The sequence below is a fragment of the Cryobacterium sp. GrIS_2_6 genome (assembly GCF_035984545.1).
In the GTDB taxonomy this organism is placed as follows: domain Bacteria; phylum Actinomycetota; class Actinomycetes; order Actinomycetales; family Microbacteriaceae; genus Cryobacterium.
Genome location: NZ_JAXCHP010000001.1, coordinates 3,677,420 through 3,696,614, shown reverse-complemented (window position 1 = coordinate 3,696,614; position 19,195 = coordinate 3,677,420). Strand labels below are relative to the sequence as shown.

Below are 19,195 nucleotides of genomic sequence, written 5' to 3'. Positions count from 1 at the left end.
GCCAGGCTCGGCGGGGCGTCATCCCAGCCGACCCGCAGCCCCGAAGTGGGAGGATTGGGGGAGCGGCGCCGATCTGGCGCCTGCAGAAGGAGCACACCGTGACCGCCCCACAGACCGACAGCGTCGCCGGCATCCAGCAGAGCACGGATACCGACCTCGTCGCGCAGGAGAGCACGGATACCGACCTCGTCGTCGAGTCCGGTTCAGGGTCAGGAACCCGGTCTGGGGCTCGCAGAGAGTCACGTGCAGGAGCCTACGACGAGGCACCCGCCTGGACACACGCCGAGATTCAGGCCGAGAGCGACGCCGAGAAGGCGCGCCACCATGAGATCAAGACCGAGCTCACCCGCTTCATGATGTCCTACAAGTTCGCGACCGACGAGATGATGACGAAGATCAACATCCTCAAGGAAGAGTTCGCGTCCATCCACGACTACAGCCCGATCGAGCACGTCAGCTCCCGGATCAAATCGCCGGAGGGGATCCTGAACAAGGCTCTCCGCAAGGGCTGCCCGCTCGACCTCGAGGACATCCGCCGGCAGATCCAGGACATTGCGGGCATCCGGGTCACCTGTAGCTTCATCTCCGACACCTATCGGGTGCTCGACATGCTGACGAGCCAGGAAGACGTCACCGTCCTCGAGGTCAAGGACTACGTCGCCGCCCCCAAGTCGAACGGCTACAAGAGCCTGCATCTGATCGTGGCGATCCCGGTGTTCATGTCCGACCGGGTCGAGCCGGTCACCGTCGAGATCCAGATCCGCACCGTGGCGATGGACTTCTGGGCGAGCCTCGAACACAAGATTTTCTACAAGTACCGCGGCGTCGTGCCGGCGAACCTCGTCGCCGAGCTCAAAGAGGCGGCGGATGTCGCCAATCGCCTGGACGTCCAGATGGAACGCCTGCACAATCAGGTTGTCGCCCTCGAACCCGCGGTGCGGGCAGGGGACGACCTGCTGAGCATCGCCGGACTCACCCCGTTCGCACTGCCGACGAGCCTGCTCGAGGCCATCGATCGCGGCCGCTCGAGCGACGTCACCGACTAGCGCCATAGGGCGCGCGGCGGGCTCTAGTTCGTGTTGGCGCGGAGCCAGACGAGCGGGTCGACGTGGACACCGTCCTTGCCGCCGAGGCGGATCTCGAAGTGCAGGTGCGGGCCGGTGGACATTCCTGTGTTACCGACCTTACCGATGACCTGGCCGACCTTGACGACGTCGCCGGTCTTGAAGAGCATCGAGCCGTGGATCATGTGCGCGTAGACGCTCGAGACGACCTTGCCGTCGATGACGTGGTCGATGATCATGTGCACGCCGAGGCTGCCTTCGCCGTCTTCGGTGTAGCTCACGACGCCGTCGGCGATGGACTGGATCGGGGCGCCGATGCCAGGGTTGAAGTCCTGGCCCTGGTGGTCAGCGGAACAGCCGGCGCAGTTGCGATAACCGAATCGGTCGCCGATGTGCACGCCGACCGCGAAGGGCCACTGGATCGTGCCGTTCGGATTGTTGGTGAAGGTCGCTTCCATGCGGATGCCGCTCGCCGCGGCGACCTCGGCGATCGACTTCGATTCGAAGCCGTCGCGCGTGACGGAAATCGTGTCCGTGCCGCCGTCCATGCTGAGCGTCTGCGCCGGTTCGGCCGGTGAGGTCTGCGTGGAGAGCCGGGCGGCGGCCTGCACGTCGGCCGAGGAGAGCAGCGCTTCGGCGGGAAGCGACGTGGACACGGCCATCAGGGCGACGAAGGCCATGGCGACGACCGTGACGCCCGTTGTGGCGAGGCGGCGCAGCTTCGGTGCCGGCCGCTGGGACGGCGCCTGGACGGCGGGTCGCCGGGTCGGCTGCTTCATCGTGCCGCTGCGGAGGGCCCGTGACGCGGTCCGCGATGCGGTCCGAGACGGGCGGACCGGCTGGCCGGCGTCGTCCAGGGCCCGGATCGCCCCGGCGGCACGGGCGGAGCCGTGGGAGCCGGACTTCACGGCGCGCACCTGGGACCTGGTCGGCAGCGGGATCGATGTGGTCGGCGTCCCGGCCTCCGTCAGGAGCTGGTCGAGGTCGGTCACGGGTGCGTCGGCGGCGGCCGGGGCAGCAATCAGGCGGTCGGTGTCGTTGACCGTCACGGCGGCGAGTTCGGGTTCGGCGAGTTCATCGGCGATGGCCCGCGCAGCGTCGGCGCTGAGTTCGATCGGCCGTGCGGCGTTCGAAACGGCGGGAACGGCCAGCGCGTCGGCTGCTGCGGCGCGGTATGCAGCGGCCAGGGGTGTCGCGGCGAGGCGTTCCTGCTCGCGCAGCTCCCGGCGGGTCAGTGCGGCCGGATGCATGGGCACAGCCTGCTGGACGGGCCGCGCCGGAGCGGAAGAAGCGGTCACTGCCGGGCTTCCAGAGTCACTCGCGGCACGCGCGCGATCACGCGGTGTGGAGGAGTGAGAAGACAAAGTCGGGTGAATTCTTTCGGCGCGGCTGACAGTGGCGAGAGTGGTCGTCTTGGCCTGGCCAAAGTAACGAATCACTACAGGCTAACCCTCGAGGCCCGAATATTCCATTCCTGTGCACGTAATGACACCTCAAAACGGGGTATTTTGCCGTCACTATTGGGGGCGCTGTTTCGGCCGGATTTCCGCTGTCACCCCGGCATCGGCGTACGGCAGGTGGTCGCCGCGTCACTGTTCCTGAGAACTCATGAATTCGCTGAAGAGTGGGGCAAGTATCGGCTCGAAGTCGGCGTACAGGTCGGGTGCCCCTGCGATCAGGAGGTCGATTCCCTCCCGGTCCTCGCCGAAGGCTCCGACGCGCGCGCCGGCCTCGCGGGCGACGAGCGCGCCCGCGGCCTGGTCCCACGGGTTGAGCCCGCGCTCGTAGTAGAGGTCGAGGCGCCCGGCGGCAACGGAACAGAGGTCGAGCGCGGCCGAACCGATCCGGCGGATGTCCCGTACCCGGCCGATGAGGCCGTGCACGACGTTCGCCTGCCGCAGCCGCATGGCCGCCCGGTAGGAGAACCCGGTGCCGACCAGTGCGAGGTTGAGGGGAACGCCGGTGTTGACCTGGAGCCTGCTGCCGTTGAGGTGCGAGCCGCCGCCCGCCGAGGCCGTGAAGAGCTCGCCGAGCGCCGGGTTGAAGACGGCGCCGGCCACGGTCGTCCAGGTTGCCGGGTCGTCGCCCTCTACGACGGCGATGCTGACGCCCCAGGCGGGGATGCCGTAGAGGAAGTTGACCGTGCCGTCGATCGGGTCGACGACCCAGGTCAGGCCGGAGGTGCCGGGGGTCGCCGCGGACTCCTCACCGAAGAAGCCGTCATTCGGCCGCGCCCCGGCGAGCAAAGCCCGGATCAGATTTTCGGTCTCCCGGTCTGCGAAGGTGACGATGTCCTCCGGCGAGGACTTGGACGCGGCGACCTCGACACCCTCGGCGCGGCGCCTCGCCGCCAGCTCCCCAGCGACGAGCGCGGTGTCCTGGGCGAGGCGGAGCAGTTCGGTCGGGGCGGGAGCAGCCATGGTTCCACGGTAGAGGACGCAGGGGAAAGCCGGGATGGAGACGCAAAAACCCCCGGAAACGCAGGGTTTCCGGGGGTATTGGGTGGTGGCAAGTGAGGGATTCGAACCCCCGAAGTCTACGACGGCTGATTTACAGTCAGATCCCTTTGGCCACTTGGGTAACTTGCCATTGCGCACCCGACCATGTGAAACCACCTGACCGGAGACGCTCAGACAGAATACAAGGGAATTGCCCCCGTGCGAAATTGCCTCCAGAACCGTCGGTGACGGCTGACGGATGCGCCCGCTCGATATGATCGCTGAAGGGCCATTTCCCCCTGACTTGTGAGGAGCCGCATGGTCGGCATCGACGACGTCGCCCGCCAGGCGGGCGTGTCCACAGCGACGGTGTCTCGCGCCCTGAGCGGCAACGGGCACGTCTCCCCGGCCACCCGGCTCCGGGTCGAGACCGTTGCGGGAGAACTCGGCTACGTCGTGTCCTCGAACGCCTCGAGCCTCGCATCCGGTCGCATGAAGAATATCGGCGTCGTCGTGCCGTTCCTCGACCGCTGGTTCTTCTCCAACGTCGTCGAGGGCGCGCAAAAGGCGCTGCTCCGCGGTGGCTACGACCTCACCCTCTACAGCCTCGCCGGCGACGACGACGAACGCCGCAGCGTATTCGAGCACTTCCTGCTGCGCCAAAGAGTGGATGCCGTCATTGCGGTCTCCCTCGAACTGAGCCCGGACGAGGTGGCCCGGTTGCACGCGCTCGAGAAACCGCTCGTCGGCATCGGCGGCCCGATCCCCGGGGTGCGAACCCTCACGATCGACGATGTCGCCGTCGCCCGCCTCGCGACCGAGCACCTCTTGGCGCTCGGGCACACCCGGATCGCGCATATCGGCGGCAACCTCGAGCTCGACCTCGACTTCCACCTGCCGACGAACCGGCGGCTCGGCTACGAGCTCGCGCTGACCGGCGCGGGCATCACGCCGACGCCTGCCCTGTTCCAGGCGGCGGACTTCACGGTCCGCGGGGGGTACCAGGCCGCCAAGCAGTTGCTCGGCAACCCGCACGAGCGGCCCAGTGCGATCTTCGCCGCGTCGGACGAGATGGCGATCGGCAGCATTTTAGCCGCGCGCGACCTCGGGCTGGTCGTGCCGCGGGACGTGTCCGTGGTCGGAACGGACGACCACGACCTCGCCGACTTCTTCGGGCTGACCACGATCGCCCAGTTCCCGCAGTGGCAGGGCGAGAAGGCCGTCGAGATCCTGCTCGATGAGCTGCAGCCGGGAAAGCACCACCCCGTCGGACTAGACACCGCCATCCCGTTCGAGCTGATGGTGCGGTCGAGTACCGCCCGCCCGGCCCAGGACTGAACCGGACGGGCAGCACCCCCGGGCATCAGCCCTGGGGCGGGGTACCGCCGCTGAAGCCGCTCCCCGACGGCGGGCCGCCCTGGAAGTCCGAGCTGCTTCCGCTGCTCGAACCACCGAGGTCGGTGAGGCTCGAACTCGTGTCGGCCGCCGTGCCCGCGATCGCGGCGCTCAGGTCGGCGAGGATCACGACGTCTCCGGCAGCGAGCCCGGAGTCGATCTCGGTGAGCTCGGTGCCTACGGCGCCGACCTTGACGGCCGTCGACGTGGAGACCTCGGCGACGAGCAGGTCGACGGTGTATGCCGACCCGTCGCGGTGCACGGCCGATGTCGGCACGGTGAGCACGGCATCCGTGCTCACGATCGCCACCGTGACGTGAGCGGATGCGCCCGTCAGGATCTTCGCGTCTGTCGCGTCCACGGCGATCGTGACCGCATACTTGGGCGTCGACGAGGTGGACACGTTGAGGATCCCGATGGAGCTGACGGTTCCGGTCAGCTTGGTTCCCGTCGTGGATAGTTCGATCGTCGAGGTTTGGCCGACCTTGAGGCTCGCGACGCTCGCGAGGGACACGGTCGAGTCGACGACGTAGCCGTCGGTGCCGAGGATCGTGACCACGGCGGTGCTCGACGCCGCGGAGACGGTGTCGCCCGCGACGATCGCGACCGCAGCAACGGTTCCGGCGTACGGAGCCGTGAGGGTGGCAAGGGTGGCCTGCTTCTGGGCGATGGCGAGCTGCGCCTCTGCGGCGGCGATGTCGGCCCGGTCGGCCACGATCGTCTCGCCGGAGGCGACCGTTGTCGTCGCCGTTGACCCCGTGCCCGTGCCGGACGCAGTTCCGGTTGTTCCGGTTGTTCCGGTGGCGGACGTTGTGCCCGTCGTGGTCCCGGAGGCGGTGCCGGTGGTTGCGGCAGAGGAACCCGTTGTCGTGCCGGTCGTGCCGATGCTGGTTCCGGTTGTCCCAGCGGCCCCGGTTGAGCTGCCGGCCGTGCCGGCCGTGCCAGTCGTTGTCGCGGCGTTCGCGGCCATGACGGCGTCGGTGAGGCCGGTGACGGCGGTGTTCAGCGCGGTTACCAGGGTCAGCACGTCATGCTGGGCCGTGTCGGCGGTCTGCTGGCCGGCGAGGACTGCGGTGATCGCGGTCTGGCACGCGGCCAGGTCCGCCTTCGCGGTCGCGAGTCGCTCGGCGGTCGTCGTCGACGGGGTTGCCGAGGCCGTCGGCGTTGGTGTCGCCGTGTCGGTCGGGGTGGGCGAGGCGGTATCGGTCGGGACGGCCGTGGTCTCAGTCGAGTCGGTGGTGGTCGTGCCGGTCGTCGCGGCATCGTCGAGTGCCGCGTCGATGAACGGTTTGCAGGTCTCGTCAGTCGAGGCCATCGTCGCGTCGCTCGCGGCGAGCGCGGCCTGGGCGTCGGTATATTTCGCGAGGAGCGCGGCTTGGGCGGCGGTGACGGCGGTCACGGCCGCCGTCACCGCCGCGTTGGGAACGGTCGAGGTTGAGCCGGTCGACCCTGAGGACCCGGCCGTCGTGCCCGTTTCGGTGCCGGCGGTCGTTCCGGACGACGTTCCCGATGCCGGACCGGTCGACGCGGACCCGGCCGACCCGGTCGAAGCGGTCGAAGCGGTCGAAGCGGTCGACGACGTCGTCGTGGTCGCGGTGGCGGTCTGGGAATCGAGGTCGTCCGTGAGGGTCTGCTCAGCTGCCGTGACGGTCTCCTCCGCCTTCGTGACCGCTGCGGCCAGGTCGGTCGCGTCGAGCGTCGCGAGGGTCTGCCCTGCTGTCACGGTGGCCCCGACGGCGACATCGACCGTCGCGACTTTCCCGCCGACGGAGAAGGAGGCATCCTTCCGGCTCGTCGGCGCGACGGTTCCGGTCAGGGCGAGCGACTGGCTGACCGTCCCCATCGCGGCCTCGACAGTACGGAAGTCGCCGCTGTCGGTGCGGTTCATGGCGTACACGACACCGCCGCCCGAAGCGCACAGCACGGCAGTGACCGCGCCGAGAGCGATCAGTCGTCGGCGGCGCTTTGCGATGACCTTGGCCGACCGTACCGCTTTGAGGGATTTCTCGGTCGTTGGCGCGTCCCCGGATGCGGTCAGCGTCGCGAGAGACGTTGTCGCCGGAGCCGGCCCCTCGTTCCGGGCGTTGAGTTCGGCGCGCGCCGACGAGTTCGACAGCGCTGCGGCTGCAGCTGCAGCTGCAGCTGCGGTTGCCTCGGCGCGGGTCGCCCGGCGGGAAGCGCCGAAGGGAGTCCTACTCATTGGAGGTGCTCCCGCTCGGGCGGTTGCCCCCGCCGAAGCCCGACCGCGAGACGCAGCCGTCCGCGGTGGCGGTCGAGATCTTCAGGGCGGTCGCAGCGAAGCCGCCGCTCGTGTCCGATGCGCCGGTCGCCACGGCGCATGCGCCGACGACGAGGGCGCTCGAGTCGGAGGCGACCGTATTGAGGTACGTGGTCGTGCCCGCGACGGTGACCTCGGTCGAGGTCGTGTCCGTGCTGCCCATGCCTGCGGCGTCGATGGTGATCGAGTCAGCGGCAACGGCGGTCACGAGTCCGCTCACCGGGAAGCCGCCGTTCATCCCGCCTGGGGCTCCGGTGGATCCGTCGGTCGGCATGCCGGTCCGTGCGGTCCCGTCCGGGGCTCCGGTCGGCATCGTGCCGCCGGCTCCGCCGGTGCCGCCACCGCGGTTGCCCGTTGTGCAGGCCCCGTCCACTGCGTCGGTCACGGTGACGCTCGTCGCCGCGGTGGCCACGGTCGTTCCGCTCGCCGCAGTGGAGCCGGAGACGCTGACGCAGCGGCCGAGCGAGACATCCGTCAGGGCGCCCGTCACGGTCGCGGTGATCGTCGTCGCTGCAGTGTACGAAACCGCCGTCTGGGCGCTGGAGTCCTGCACCTGGAGGACGCCGGCTGCGACGGAGGCGATGGTGCCATTGATGCCCCCACCTCCCTGCGTCCCCGGCGACGCCGCCGGGGCTGCCGACGCGGCTGGAACCGCGGCCGTGCTCGCTCCCGCGGCACATCCAGTCAGCAGGAGCACTCCGCCGAGGGCGAGGAGAACACCGAAGTTGGTGGCGAAACGGGTGGCGGGTCGGATGCGGGTCATGTGGTCTCCAATGGCTGTGAAGCGTGGTGTGAAGCGGATGCCGGTGGCGGGGTGTGCCCGCCGGACGGGGAGTTGAGTGCGTGGGTTCGACTGCGCATGACTACTCGCTCCTGAGCGCGTCGATCGGCGCGAGCCTGGCCGCCCGGGTGGCGGGGTAGACCCCGAAGACGATGCCGATGGCGATCGCCACGCCGATGGACAGTCCTACCGCAAGCGGGGACACAACGATCGAGCTGCCGATCACGGCGGGCAGGGTCAGGGCCGCGACGACGCCGATCACGGCGCCGAGAATTCCACCGGAGAGTCCGAGGATGGCCGCCTCGATCAGGAACTGGCGCCGGATCGCCCACGGCGGGGCACCGAGCGCCTTCCGGAGGCCGATCTCCCTGGTCCGTTCGGAGACCGAGACCAGCATGATGTTCATCACGCCGATTCCCCCCACGAGGAGAGACAGCCCGGCGACCCCGGTGAGCAGGACGGTCAGGGTCTGGTAGACCGCGGTCGCCGTGCTGACCAGGGCGTCCTGGCTGCTGATCGTGAAGTCGGCATCCGCGCTCGCGGTGATCGAGTGCAGGTTCAGCAGCAGGGTGTCTGCCTCCTGATAGGCGGCTGACAACTGGGAGTCGGAGGCCGCCTGCAGGTAGATCGTGGATACCGCGTTGCTCGAGGTGCCCCCGACGAGGTCGGTCGCCGCCGTCGAGAACGGCACGATCGCGATGTCGTCGAGGTTGCTCGAAGAGTCAGATCCCGCCGTTGCCAGCACGCCGATCACCAGGAACGACCGGTCGCTGATCACGACGCTCTGGCCGACAACGTTCTGGGTGCCGAAAAGCTCCTTGGCGGTCTCCGAGCCGAGCACGACGACGGCTGCGGACGCATCCGCCTGAGCCTGGGTGAAGAAGACGCCCCTGGCGAGAGTGCGCTGGCGCACGTTCGTCCACGCGGTCGTCGTGCCCGTGACCGTCGTCGTCCAGTTGGTGCTGTTGGCAGTGAGCGACAGCGAGGTCTTGCTCTCCGGGGCCACGCCTGAGATGTCCGGTCCATTCACCGAGGAGGTGAGTGCCTCGGCGTCGGCGATGGTCAGGGTGGCGCTCGTGCCGAAGCCGCCGCGGGTTCCCGTGGTGCTCGTCGCGCTGCCAGGGGCGACGATCAGCAGGTTGCTGCCGAGCGAGCTGATCTTGGCACTGACGTCCTGCTGCGTGCCGAGCCCGAGGCCGACGGTGAGGATGACTGCGGCGATGCCGATCAGGATGCCGAGGATCGTGAGCATCGAGCGCAGTGCGTGCGTGTAGACGGCGCTCCAGCTGGTGCGGAAACTCTCCATCCAGCTCATGATGCGTTCACCTCGTCGCGGACGACGGCGCCGTCCTTCACCCAGACGATCCGGCGGGCACGTTGCGCGACCTCGAGCTCGTGAGTGATCAGCACGATCGTGCGACCGAGCGCGTTGAGCTCGTCGAAGAGGTCGAGAACGTCCCTGGTCGAGACGGAGTCCAGGTTGCCGGTCGGTTCGTCGGCGAGGATCATGGTCGGTTCCCCGACGAGGGCCCGGGCGACGGCGACGCGTTGTTGCTGGCCACCGCTCATCTCGCCCGGCTTGTTGTCGAGGCGGTCGCCGAGGCCGACACGTTCGAGCGCCCGGCTGGCCCGCTTTCTTCGTTCCTCGCGGGGTACGTGCCCATAGACGAGCGGAAGTTCCACGTTCCGCCAGGCGGCCATCGAGGAGAGCAGATTGAAGCCCTGGAACACGAACCCGATTTGTTCGTTGCGCACGGTGGCGAGTTCGATCTCGTCGAGCTCCTCGACGTCGGTGCCGCCGAGACGGTACTGGCCACGGGTCAGCGTGTCGAGGCAGCCGAGGATGTTCATGATCGTGGATTTCCCGGAGCCGGATGGCCCCATGATGGCGACGTATTCACCCTCGTGGATGGCGAGGTTGATGCCTTTCAGCGCCTCGAACTCGATGGTGCCTGACTTGTAGGTCTTGCCGGCGTCGATGAGCTCGATGACGGGACCCGCGGCATCCGCTGCGAGGACCCCAGGGCTGTCGGGGAGGGGGGCGAGTGTGCGCATCGGTGACTCAACCACCGTTCGTCCCCGTCCCTGTTCCCGGGAAGGTTCCGCCGCCGGGCGCGCCGGTCGGCCGGGTGCCGGTGCCACGTTGGGTGGTCGATCCGCTGTTGCCGGAGCCCGGCGTGAAGGTGACGACGACGACTTCGTCGCCCTCCGCGACCCCGGTGAGGATCTCGGTGACGCTGCCGACAGTTTCACCCACAGTTACGGTCTTCGCCACCGCGGCGCCCGCGGCGTCGAGGGTGGAGACGGTCGAGACGCCGTTCGCGGTCGTGACAGCGGCGCTCGGGACCGTGAGCACGTTCGTGCGGCGCTCGTAGACGATCTTGGCCGTGACGGCGACACCGTCGTAGAGGCCGGCGGGTGTGCCCGTGACGGCGACGACGACGGGGTAGGTGACCGCGCCAGAGGTCGCGGACGGCAGGATGCCGACCGACTGGACCGTGCCGAAGAATGCCGTGCCATCGGCGAGTGACAACTCGACCTGGTCGTTGATGGCGACGTTCGCAATGGACGACTCGCCGATCGCGAGGGCGAGCGACCACGAGGAGGTGCCGACGATGGTGAAGTCCGCAATGCTCGTCGTTGACGTTGACGTTGACGTTGACGATGACGCCGAGGCGGTCGAGGCAGTCGTGGCTCCCCCGGCCCCTGAACTGCCCGAGCTGCCCGAGCTGCCCGAGCTGCCCGAGGAGATCACGTCGCCGACGGCGACGTTGACCGCGGTGACGAGGCCGGCGGCGGGTGCGGTGAGGGTAGCACCGCTGACCGCGGCCTGCGCGGTCACGACGGCGGCTTCGTCGACCGCGACGGACGCCGTCTGGGCCGCGATCTGAGCGACCGCTGCGGCGGTGCCATCGCTCTCACTCACGCTCGTGGCCAGTTTCGCCTTCGCGGTCGCGAGCGTCGCTTGCGCTTCGAGCACGGCGGCATCGAGGCTGAGCGTGTCGACGGTTGCGAGCACCTCGCCAGCGGTCACGGTGGTCCCCGCGACGACCGGCACGGCCGTGACGGTACCGGACACGGCGAATCTGACCGAGTCGTTCACGGTCGGGGTCGCGGTGCCGTCGCTGTCGACGGTCTTCTGCATGGTCGTGAGGCTCGCTGCGGTGGTAATGGGCGCGGCGACCGTGGTCTTGTTACCCGCGGGAACGGCGAAATCGAACCAGTAGATGCTGCCGCCCGCGAGGGCGAGCACGATGACGCCGGCAACCACCCAGATTCGTGGGCGGATGTGCGTGAGAAACTGTGGCCGTTTCATGGTCTCCTCGATAGCTCGTGTACGGCTTCTGACTGCCGCGTCCGCAACGGTACGCAGCAGGGCTATGGCCGCGGCCTCCAGCGGCTATCAGTTCCCGATGAGCCCGGCAGGCGCGGGGCGTGAGCCGGCGTAGGGATGCCGGACGAAGCATCCGCCGATAACATTGCTGTCATGGCAGACTCAACGTTCGACATCGTCAGCAAGGTCGACCCGATGGAGGTCGACAACGCCCTCAACCAGGCCCACAAGGAAGTCGCGCAGCGCTACGACTTCAAGAATGTCGGCGCCTCGATCGAGATGAGCGGCGAGAAGGTGCTCATGAAGGCGAACTCAGAGGAGCGGGTCAAGGCGATCCTCGAGGTCTTCGAGTCCAAGCTCATCAAGCGCGGCATCTCGCTGCGCAGCCTCGACGCCGGCGACCCGTACGCCTCCGGCAAGGAATTCCGGATCGAGGCCTCGATGAAGGCCGGCATCGACCAGGAGAACGCGAAGAAGATCGGCAAGATCATCCGCGACGAGGGCCCCAAGGGTGTCAAGAGCCAGATCCAGGGCGATGAGCTGCGCGTGAGTTCGAAGAGCCGCGACGACCTGCAGGCCACGATGGCGCTACTCAAGGGCAAGGACCTCGACGTCGCGCTCCAGTTCGTCAACTTCCGGTAAGCATCCGCTCCTTGCATCAACGGATGCCGCAACTGTTGCCGATGCCGACATTCGCGCCTGTTCCACGGGCCACAGGTGTCCGTTTTGGGAACAGTTGCCGCAGCGGCGCTAGGCTCGCATCACATTACCGCCACGCGAAGGAGCGTCATGATCGATCGAGCCCGGTTAGCCGACCTGCATGCGCGTGAGCTGGCGGTGTTCGCGGAGCGGAACCCGCGCTCGGCCGCGGCATACGAGAATGCGACGCACCTGTTCGGCAAGGTCCCGATGACCTGGATGAACAAGAAGGCCGGCGGGTTCCCTCTCTACTTCGCATCCGCCCGCGGCAACCGGCTGACCGACATCGACGGCCACGAGTACCTCGACTTCGCCCTCGGCGACACCGGCGCGATGGCCGGGCACTCGCCTGCGGCGGTCGTCGACGCGATCGGGCGGCGAATCTTCGAGCAGGGCGGCCTCACCACCATGCTGCCGACCGAGGACGCCGAGTGGGTCGGCGCGGAGCTGACCCGTCGCTTCGGCGTCGACCGGTGGAGCTTCGCGCTCACCGCGACGGACGCGAACCGGTGGGCGATCCGCCTCGTGCGGGCGCTGACCGACCGGTCGAAGATCCTCTTCCACAGCTACTGCTACCACGGCAGCGTCGACGAGTCCCTGATCGTGGTGGGGCCCGATGGCGAGGGCATGAACCGACCGGGCAACGTCGGCGCGCCCGTCGACGTGACCGAGACGAGCCGGGTGGCCGAGTTCAACGACCTCGATGGCCTCGAGGAACAGTTGCGGCACGGCGACGTCGCCGCCGTGCTGATCGAACCGGCCCTGACCAATATCGGCATCGTGCTGCCGGACCCCGGTTACCATGAGGGCGTCCGGGCGCTCACCCGCCAGTACGGCGCGCTCCTCATCATCGACGAGACGCACACCTTCTCCGCGGGACCCGGCGGGGCGACGGCGGCCTGGGACCTCGACCCCGACATCGTCGTGATCGGCAAGGCCATCGGCGGCGGCGTGCCGAGCGGCGCGTACGGGCTCTCGGCCGAGCTCGCCGACCGGGCCCTCTCCCGCACCGACCTCGACCTCGTGGACATGGGCGGCGTCGGCGGCACCCTCGCCGGCAGCCCGCTCTCCGTCGCCGCGATGCGGGCGACCCTCGAGCACGTGCTCACCGAAGCCGCCTTCGAGGGCATGCTCGAGACCGCGGGCAGGTACACCGCGGGCATCCAGCGCATCCTCGACGAGAACGACCTGCCGTGGTCGATCAACCAGCTCGGCGCCCGCGCCGAGTACCGCTTCGCGAAGCCGTACCCGCGCACCGGAACCGAGTCGAACGCGGCAGCGGATGCCGAGCTCGAGGATTTCCTGCATCTCTACCTGGTCAACCGGGGCATCCTCTTGACGCCGTTCCACAACATGGCGCTGATGAGCCCGGACACCACGGCTGCGGACGTCGACGCCCACCTCGCCGTGTTCGACGAGGCGGTGCGGGAACTCCTCGCCTCCTGAGCGCTTGCCCCTGACGAATTCGACGGAGTTTTTGGGTTCTGAACCGGTTTACCCGGCTTCCCACGTGCGTTTTCGGTAAAAACTCCGTCGAATTGGTTCGGGGCTAAACGGCGACCGGAGCTGCGGGGGCTGAGGCTCGGGAGATGGCGACCATCTCGTCGCGGGGCACGAGCTTGATCCGCACCCGGCCCTCGGCCCCGCCGAGCGCTTGCTCGTGCTGGTCGAGGCGGTGCCAGCCGTCGAGGTTCGTGTACTCGACGCCGCGTTCCTCGAGGAGCGCGACGATGCTCTCCTCCGACGGGGATTCCGGCCGCCACCAGTTGCCGAGATCGTTGATCAGGTGCCGCACGGTCTCCATCGCGTCGGACTTGGTGTGCCCGATCAGGCCGACCGGCCCGCGCTTGATCCACCCGGTCGCGTACACGCCGTAGAGCTGCTGGTTGGCGCTGCCCGCACCCGACGACGGGTCGCCCTTGGAGAGCACCTGCCCCTCGCGGTTCGGGATCACGCCGTGCTTCTTGTCGAACGGCACCCCGGGCAGCGGCGAGCCGAAGTACCCGACCGCGCGGTACACGGCCTGCACCGGCAGCTCGCGGATCTCCCCCGTGCCCACAACTCCGCCCTGGCCGTCCGGCGCGGTGCGTTCGTAGCGGATGCCGCCGACCCGGCCGGTGCCGTCATCGATCAGTTCGAGGGGCTTGGCGAAGAAGTGCAGGTGCAGCCGGCGGCTCGCGCCCGCCTGCGGATCCTCGGCGAGCTTGTGGGCGCGTTCGCGCCATTTGCCAAGCACCTTGTCGATGACGAACACCTGCTTGTTGCTCGCAACGGCGGCGCGCGCGGCGTCGTCGTAGTCGAAGTCCTCGTCGTAGACGACGATGTCGACGTCGGGCAGTTCGCCGAGCTCACGCAGTTCGAGGGGCGTGAACTTCACGGATGTCGGTCCGCGGCGCCCGAAGATGTGCACGTCGGTGACGGGTGAGGCCTTGAGCCCGTCGTAGACGTTCGCCGGGATCTCGGTGGGCAGCAGGTCGTCCGCGTGCTTGGCGAGGATGCGCGCCACGTCGAGGGCCACGTTTCCGTTGCCGATCACGGCGACCTGCTTCGCCTCGAGCGGCCAGATGCGCGGGTAGTCGGGGTGACCGTCGAACCAGCTCACGAACTTGGCGGCGCCGTAGGAGCCGACGAGGTCGATGCCGGGGATCCTGAGGTCGGCGTCGCGCACGGCGCCGGTCGCGAAGATGACCGCGTTGTAGTGCTTCCTGAGGTCGTCGAGCGTGATGTCGACCCCGAAGCGCACATTGCCGAAGATGCGGATGTCGCCGCGGTCGAGCACGTCGCGCAGCGCGGTGATGATGCCCTTAATCCGGGGGTGGTCCGGCGCGACGCCGTAGCGTACGAGCCCGTACGGCGCGGGGAGGTGGTCGAACAGGTCGATCGAGACCTCGAAGTTGCGTTCCGCCTTGAGCAGGATGTCCGCGGCGTAGATGCCGGCTGGCCCTGCCCCGACGATCGCCAGGCGCAGCTTCGCGGGTTGCTGGTCGGTGGGGCGCTTCTCGGTCATGACGACCTTTCTAACTTGAACGCTCGACGATCGTGTCGGCGAATCGGGTCAGCGCCTTCTTGACGGACCCGTCGGGCAGGGGAGCGAGGGAAGCAACGGCGTCGTGTGCCCAGCCGTGGGCCTCTGACAGGGTCTGCGCGGTCACCTCGTGGTCGCGCAGCGCGGAAATTGCGGAGTCGGCCGCCTCCGACCGGGTGCCTTGGCTGCTCATGACGTCCCGCTCGAGCCGCTCGAGCAGGGCTGCGGATGCCGGCTCGTCGGCGGCGCGCTCGCGGAGCCTGAGCAGGGGCAGGGTGGCGACCCCGGCACGCAGATCGGTACCTGGCACCTTCCCGGTCGCCTCGGGTTGCGAGGACAGGTCAAGAACGTCGTCGATGAGCTGGAACGCGACGCCGATCTTCTCGCCGAAGCTCACGAGCGGCTGTTCGAATTCGTCGGGCGCATCCGAGAAGATGATGCCGGCCTGAGCCGCTGCCGCGATGAGCGAACCGGTTTTGTCCGCGAGCACCGAGATGTAGTGCTCGATCGGGTCGTCGCCCGCGTGCGGGCCGACGGTCTCGTGCAGCTGCCCCATGACGAGGCGTTCGAAGGTATCGGCCTGCAGGCGGATGGCCCGCTCGCCGAGCTTGGCCATCAGCTGGCTCGCCCTGGCGAACAATAGGTCGCCTGTGAGGATCGCGATCGAGTTTCCCCAGACCGTCTGGGCGCTCGGGACGCCGCGGCGCTGGCCGGAGTCGTCCATGACGTCGTCGTGGTAGAGCGAGGCAAGGTGGGTGATCTCGATGGCCGTCGACGCGGTCACGACGTCGGTGATCCCGCCGCTGCCGAGGTGGGCGGTGAGGAGGGCAAGCATCGGGCGAACCCGCTTGCCGCCGGCTTCGAGCAGGTACCGTGTCGTGACGCTTGCGATCTCGTCGGCGAAGACGATCTCGGCGAAGAGGCTCGCCTCGACCCGCTCGAGACCGGCGTCGATTCCGGCGGCCAGGCCCCGGTCATCCGCTGTCGAGAAAATTCGATCGCTGAGGCCGATCTGGCTCGTCACGGAGGAGCCGCGCCGGAACAGGGGAAGACTCGGTTTCACTCTGACAGCCTATCCATTGGGTGGGGGAGTTTCAGTCGGCGGGGACTGCCGCAGGGGCGGCCTTGACACCGCGGTGCAGTGCCACGATTCCGAGGGTGAGGTTCTTGTAGGCGACGGACTCGTACCCGGCTTCGCGGAGCCATCCGCTCAGCACGGGCTGGGTCGGCCACGCGGCGATCGATTCGCCGAGATAGTCGTACGCCTCGGCGTTCGAGGAGGCGAGCTTGACGACCCGGGGCATCACCTGGTTGAGGTAGGCGAAATAAGCGCTGCGGATGACCGGGTTCGGCGGGGTGGAGAACTCGCAGATGACGACCCTGCCGCCGGGCTTGGTGACGCGGAAGAACTCGGCGAGCGCCTTGCGTGGTTCCACGACGTTGCGGAGGCCGAAGGAGATCGTGACGGCGTCGAATTCGTCGTCGGCGAAGGGCAGCGCCGTGGCATCGGCCTGGACGAACTCGACGAGCGGGTTTCCGGCCTGGCGTTCCCGGCCGACCTGGATCATCCCGGCGGAGAAGTCGGCGGCGACGACGTGAGCGCCGGTGTGGGTCAGCGCGACGCTCGAGGTGCCGGTGCCCGCGGCGATGTCGAGGATGCGCTCGCCGGCCTGGGGGTTGACGGCGCGGGTCGCCTGGAGCCGCCACAAGGCGGCGTTTCCGACCGAGAGCACCGCGTTCGTGCGGTCGTAATGCGTCGACACCTGATCGAACATGGCCGCGACCTGCTCCGGCTGCTTACTGAGGTCTGCTCTGTTCACTCCAACAGTCTAGGTTGCCGTTCCCCGGTGATCCTGCGAAGCCGGTGATAGCGGCATTCTGGCGTCCGGGAAGCCGGTCGTCGTGGCGGCTGGCATAGGCTGGGCACGTGAATGTGCAGGCCCTAACGGTTGAAACCACTCCCATTGCCGACATTCGACAACTGGTCCTTCTCCTCGACGCCCAGAAGCCGCTGCTCTGGATGCGCCGCAACCAGGGCCTCGCCGGCCTCGGCTCGGCGCTGCGGCTCGAATTCTCGGGCCAGACCCGCATGACGGATGCCGCGAGCGCGTGGCGGGACGTCGTCGCCGCTGCGACGGTGACCGATCCGCTCGCGCGAACGGGCACCGGCCTGCTGGCGTTCGGAACCTTCGCCTTTGACGATGAATCCGCCGAGACGAGCGTGCTGCTCGTTCCGGAGGTCATCGTCGGACGTGAGGACGGTCTCTGCTGGGTCACCAGGATCTGGCCGACCGGCGGCACCCCTCCGGAAATTCCGGTTGCGCTGCATCCGCTGGGCACGGAGTACCGGATCTCGCTTCTCTCGGGCACGCTGCGGCCCGAGGCCTATAAGGCGGCCGTCGATGAGGCGGTCGTGCGTCTCACCGCCGGGGAGGTGAACAAGGTCGTGCTCGCCCGCGACCTCCGCGGCCACCTTCCGGCGAAGTCGGACCTGCGCCGCACGATCAGCGAACTCGCCCTCGGCTACCCGGACTGCTGGACCTACGCCGTCGACGGACTCGTCGGGTCGAGCCCCGAAACCCTGATCCGCGCCGACCACGGCGAAGTCAACGCCCGGGTGCTCGCCGGGACCGTCTCGCGCGGCGCCGACGCCGCAGCGGACCTCGAGGCCGCCGCCGCGCTCGCGACAAGCGCGAAGGACGGCGACGAACATGCCTTCGCGGTGCAGAGCGTGCTCGCCTCACTGCGCCCGCATACCTCGCACCTGCTCACGAGCGAGCTGCCGTTCACGGTCAAGCTCCCGAACCTGTGGCATCTCGCGACGGATGTCGAGGGAACCCTCTCCGACGGATCGACCTCCCTCGACCTCATCGCCGCCATGCACCCGACGGCGGCGGTCGCGGGAACGCCGACGCAGGCAGCGCTTGCGCTCATCCGCGAGCTCGAGCCCTTCGACCGCGGCCGGTATGCCGGGCCGGTCGGCTGGGTCGGCGCGGACGGCGACGGCGAATGGGCGATCGCGCTGCGCTGCGCCCAGGTGACTCCCGGCGGCGACGTCACTGCATACGCCGGCTGCGGCATCGTGCTCGGTTCAGAGCCCGACCGCGAGCTCGCCGAGACCCGGATGAAGTTCCGTCCCATCGTCGAGGCCTTCGGCTAGCTCCCGCCCCGGCCCCAGCCCCTCCCCCCAGAGCCCCTCCCCCTCCCGCGAAAGCGGGTGAATCGTCGGTTTGAACGCGGCAAACCGACGATTCACCCGCTTTCGCGGAGGCTGCAGGGGGGGTGAGGCGCGGGTCAGGTGGCGGCGAGGCGCAGCTTTTCGGCGGCGACGTCGAAGGAAGCGGGCGGCCAGTCGAGGTTCAGACGCTCGAGGGCGTCGATCAGCAGGTGCTGCACGGCGAGGCGCGCGTACCACTTCTTGCCCGCGGGAACGACGAACCACGGCGCGTCGGGTGTCGAGGTGCGTTCGAGGGCGAGCTGGTATGCCGTCTGGTAGTCGGCCCAGCGCATCCGCTCGTCGACGTCGCCCGGGTTGTACTTCCAGTGCTTGTCCGGGCGCTCGAGGCGCTCGAGCAGCCGCTCCTTCTGGTCGGCCGAGCTGATCTGCAGCATGACCTTGACGATCGTGGTTCCGTCGTCGACGAGGTCCTGCTCGAACCGGCGGATCTGCCCGTACCTGGCCTCGATCTCCTCGGCGGGGGCGAGCTCGTGGACGCGCGCGATCAGCACATCCTCGTAGTGCGAGCGGTCGAAGACCCCGATCAGGCCCCGTCCCGGCACGCGGCTCCGCACCCGCCAGAGGAAGTCGTGCGCGCGTTCTTCCGCTGTCGGTGCCTTGAACGCGGTGAGGCGCACACCCTGGGGGTCGACGGACCCGACGACGTGCCGCACGATGCCGCCCTTGCCCGCGGTGTCCATGGCCTGCAGCACGAGGAGTACCTTGCGACCACCGCCGTCGTCGGCGGAAGCCCGGCTATTGGCGTAGAGCTTCTCCTGAAGCGAATCGAGCAGACCCACGCCCGAGGCGAGCGCCTCGTCGGCCTTCTTCTTCACGACCCCGTCGAAGCCGGGCGTCGCGTCGGGGTCGACGGAGGCGAGTCGGAATCCGGGGCCGACGCGGAGCTTCTCGATCGGGTCGGAATCCCAGAACTTTCGGTTGAGTCCGCTCATGATGCACCCTT

The 19,195-nt window shown here is 68.5% G+C and carries 16 protein-coding genes and 1 tRNA gene; 5 read left to right on the top strand and 12 right to left on the bottom strand.

What is annotated here, in order from left to right:
* The first annotated feature begins 98 nt into the window (after nt 1-98).
* Entirely contained in the window at nt 99-1,046 is a 948-nt protein-coding gene (locus tag RCH22_RS17930; RefSeq protein ID WP_327014999.1) for a GTP pyrophosphokinase family protein, read from the top strand.
* 23 nt (nt 1,047-1,069) lie between these two features.
* On the opposite strand, the gene RCH22_RS17925 is transcribed toward RCH22_RS17930, so the two are convergent.
* From RCH22_RS17925 to RCH22_RS17915, 3 genes are all read right to left on the bottom strand, one after another.
* The gene (locus RCH22_RS17925; protein ID WP_327014998.1) at nt 1,070-2,314 is read right to left on the bottom strand and encodes a M23 family metallopeptidase; all 1,245 of its coding nucleotides are present in this window, start codon (nt 2,312-2,314) and stop codon (nt 1,070-1,072) included.
* Between the two features lie 339 nt (nt 2,315-2,653).
* A complete protein-coding gene (locus tag RCH22_RS17920) occupies nt 2,654-3,484 on the bottom strand; it encodes an inositol monophosphatase family protein (RefSeq protein ID WP_327014997.1) in 831 nt (276 codons plus the stop codon).
* Between the two features lie 83 nt (nt 3,485-3,567).
* Nucleotides 3,568-3,652, bottom strand: a tRNA-Tyr gene (locus RCH22_RS17915).
* A 168-nt stretch (nt 3,653-3,820) separates the two neighbouring features.
* Here RCH22_RS17915 and RCH22_RS17910 point away from each other — a divergent pair.
* Nucleotides 3,821-4,840 (top strand): LacI family DNA-binding transcriptional regulator, encoded by a 1,020-nt coding sequence (locus RCH22_RS17910; protein ID WP_327014996.1) that lies wholly within the window; start codon nt 3,821-3,823, stop codon nt 4,838-4,840.
* A gap of 25 nt (nt 4,841-4,865) precedes the next feature.
* Here the strand turns inward: RCH22_RS17910 and RCH22_RS17905 are convergent, their stop codons facing one another.
* From RCH22_RS17905 to RCH22_RS17885, 5 genes are all read right to left on the bottom strand, one after another.
* Nucleotides 4,866-7,097, bottom strand: a complete 2,232-nt coding sequence (locus RCH22_RS17905; protein WP_327014995.1) for an HlyD family efflux transporter periplasmic adaptor subunit — start codon at nt 7,095-7,097, stop codon at nt 4,866-4,868.
* Complete coding sequence (locus tag RCH22_RS17900) at nt 7,090-7,938, bottom strand: hypothetical protein (protein WP_327014994.1); 849 nt, start codon at nt 7,936-7,938, stop codon at nt 7,090-7,092. Before RCH22_RS17900 ends, RCH22_RS17905 begins: the two co-directional genes overlap by 8 nt.
* A gap of 100 nt (nt 7,939-8,038) precedes the next feature.
* The gene (locus RCH22_RS17895) at nt 8,039-9,271 is read right to left on the bottom strand and encodes an ABC transporter permease (RefSeq protein ID WP_327014993.1); all 1,233 of its coding nucleotides are present in this window, start codon (nt 9,269-9,271) and stop codon (nt 8,039-8,041) included.
* On the bottom strand, nt 9,268-10,011 hold the full coding sequence (locus tag RCH22_RS17890; RefSeq protein ID WP_327014992.1) for an ABC transporter ATP-binding protein: 744 nt from the start codon (nt 10,009-10,011) through the stop codon (nt 9,268-9,270). The genes RCH22_RS17895 and RCH22_RS17890 overlap by 4 nt, the downstream gene beginning before the upstream one ends.
* Before the next feature lie 7 nt (nt 10,012-10,018).
* The gene (locus RCH22_RS17885; RefSeq protein ID WP_327014991.1) at nt 10,019-11,272 is read right to left on the bottom strand and encodes a biotin/lipoyl-binding protein; all 1,254 of its coding nucleotides are present in this window, start codon (nt 11,270-11,272) and stop codon (nt 10,019-10,021) included.
* A 171-nt stretch (nt 11,273-11,443) separates the two neighbouring features.
* Between RCH22_RS17885 and RCH22_RS17880 the strand changes: the two genes are divergently transcribed.
* Together RCH22_RS17880 and RCH22_RS17875 are read left to right on the top strand one after the other, a co-directional pair.
* Entirely contained in the window at nt 11,444-11,932 is a 489-nt protein-coding gene (locus tag RCH22_RS17880) for a YajQ family cyclic di-GMP-binding protein (RefSeq protein ID WP_134448794.1), read from the top strand.
* 147 nt (nt 11,933-12,079) lie between these two features.
* On the top strand, nt 12,080-13,435 hold the full coding sequence (locus RCH22_RS17875; RefSeq protein ID WP_327014990.1) for a transaminase: 1,356 nt from the start codon (nt 12,080-12,082) through the stop codon (nt 13,433-13,435).
* 103 nt (nt 13,436-13,538) lie between these two features.
* On the opposite strand, the gene RCH22_RS17870 is transcribed toward RCH22_RS17875, so the two are convergent.
* The 3 genes from RCH22_RS17870 to ubiE are packed head-to-tail and all read right to left on the bottom strand — an operon-like array spanning nt 13,539 to nt 16,834.
* On the bottom strand, nt 13,539-14,996 hold the full coding sequence (locus RCH22_RS17870) for an FAD-dependent oxidoreductase (RefSeq protein ID WP_327014989.1): 1,458 nt from the start codon (nt 14,994-14,996) through the stop codon (nt 13,539-13,541).
* A 10-nt stretch (nt 14,997-15,006) separates the two neighbouring features.
* Nucleotides 15,007-16,077, bottom strand: a complete 1,071-nt coding sequence (locus RCH22_RS17865; protein ID WP_327014988.1) for a polyprenyl synthetase family protein — start codon at nt 16,075-16,077, stop codon at nt 15,007-15,009.
* 31 nt (nt 16,078-16,108) lie between these two features.
* Nucleotides 16,109-16,834, bottom strand: a complete 726-nt coding sequence (gene ubiE / locus RCH22_RS17860; RefSeq protein WP_327014987.1) for a bifunctional demethylmenaquinone methyltransferase/2-methoxy-6-polyprenyl-1,4-benzoquinol methylase UbiE — start codon at nt 16,832-16,834, stop codon at nt 16,109-16,111.
* Nucleotides 16,835-16,941: 107 nt separating this feature from the next.
* Here ubiE and RCH22_RS17855 point away from each other — a divergent pair, with 107 nt between their 5' ends.
* A complete protein-coding gene (locus RCH22_RS17855) occupies nt 16,942-18,174 on the top strand; it encodes an isochorismate synthase (protein WP_327014986.1) in 1,233 nt (410 codons plus the stop codon).
* A 134-nt stretch (nt 18,175-18,308) separates the two neighbouring features.
* Here the strand turns inward: RCH22_RS17855 and RCH22_RS17850 are convergent, their stop codons facing one another.
* Complete coding sequence (locus tag RCH22_RS17850) at nt 18,309-19,184, bottom strand: polyphosphate kinase 2 family protein (protein ID WP_327014985.1); 876 nt, start codon at nt 19,182-19,184, stop codon at nt 18,309-18,311.
* Nucleotides 19,185-19,195: the final 11 nt, after the last annotated feature.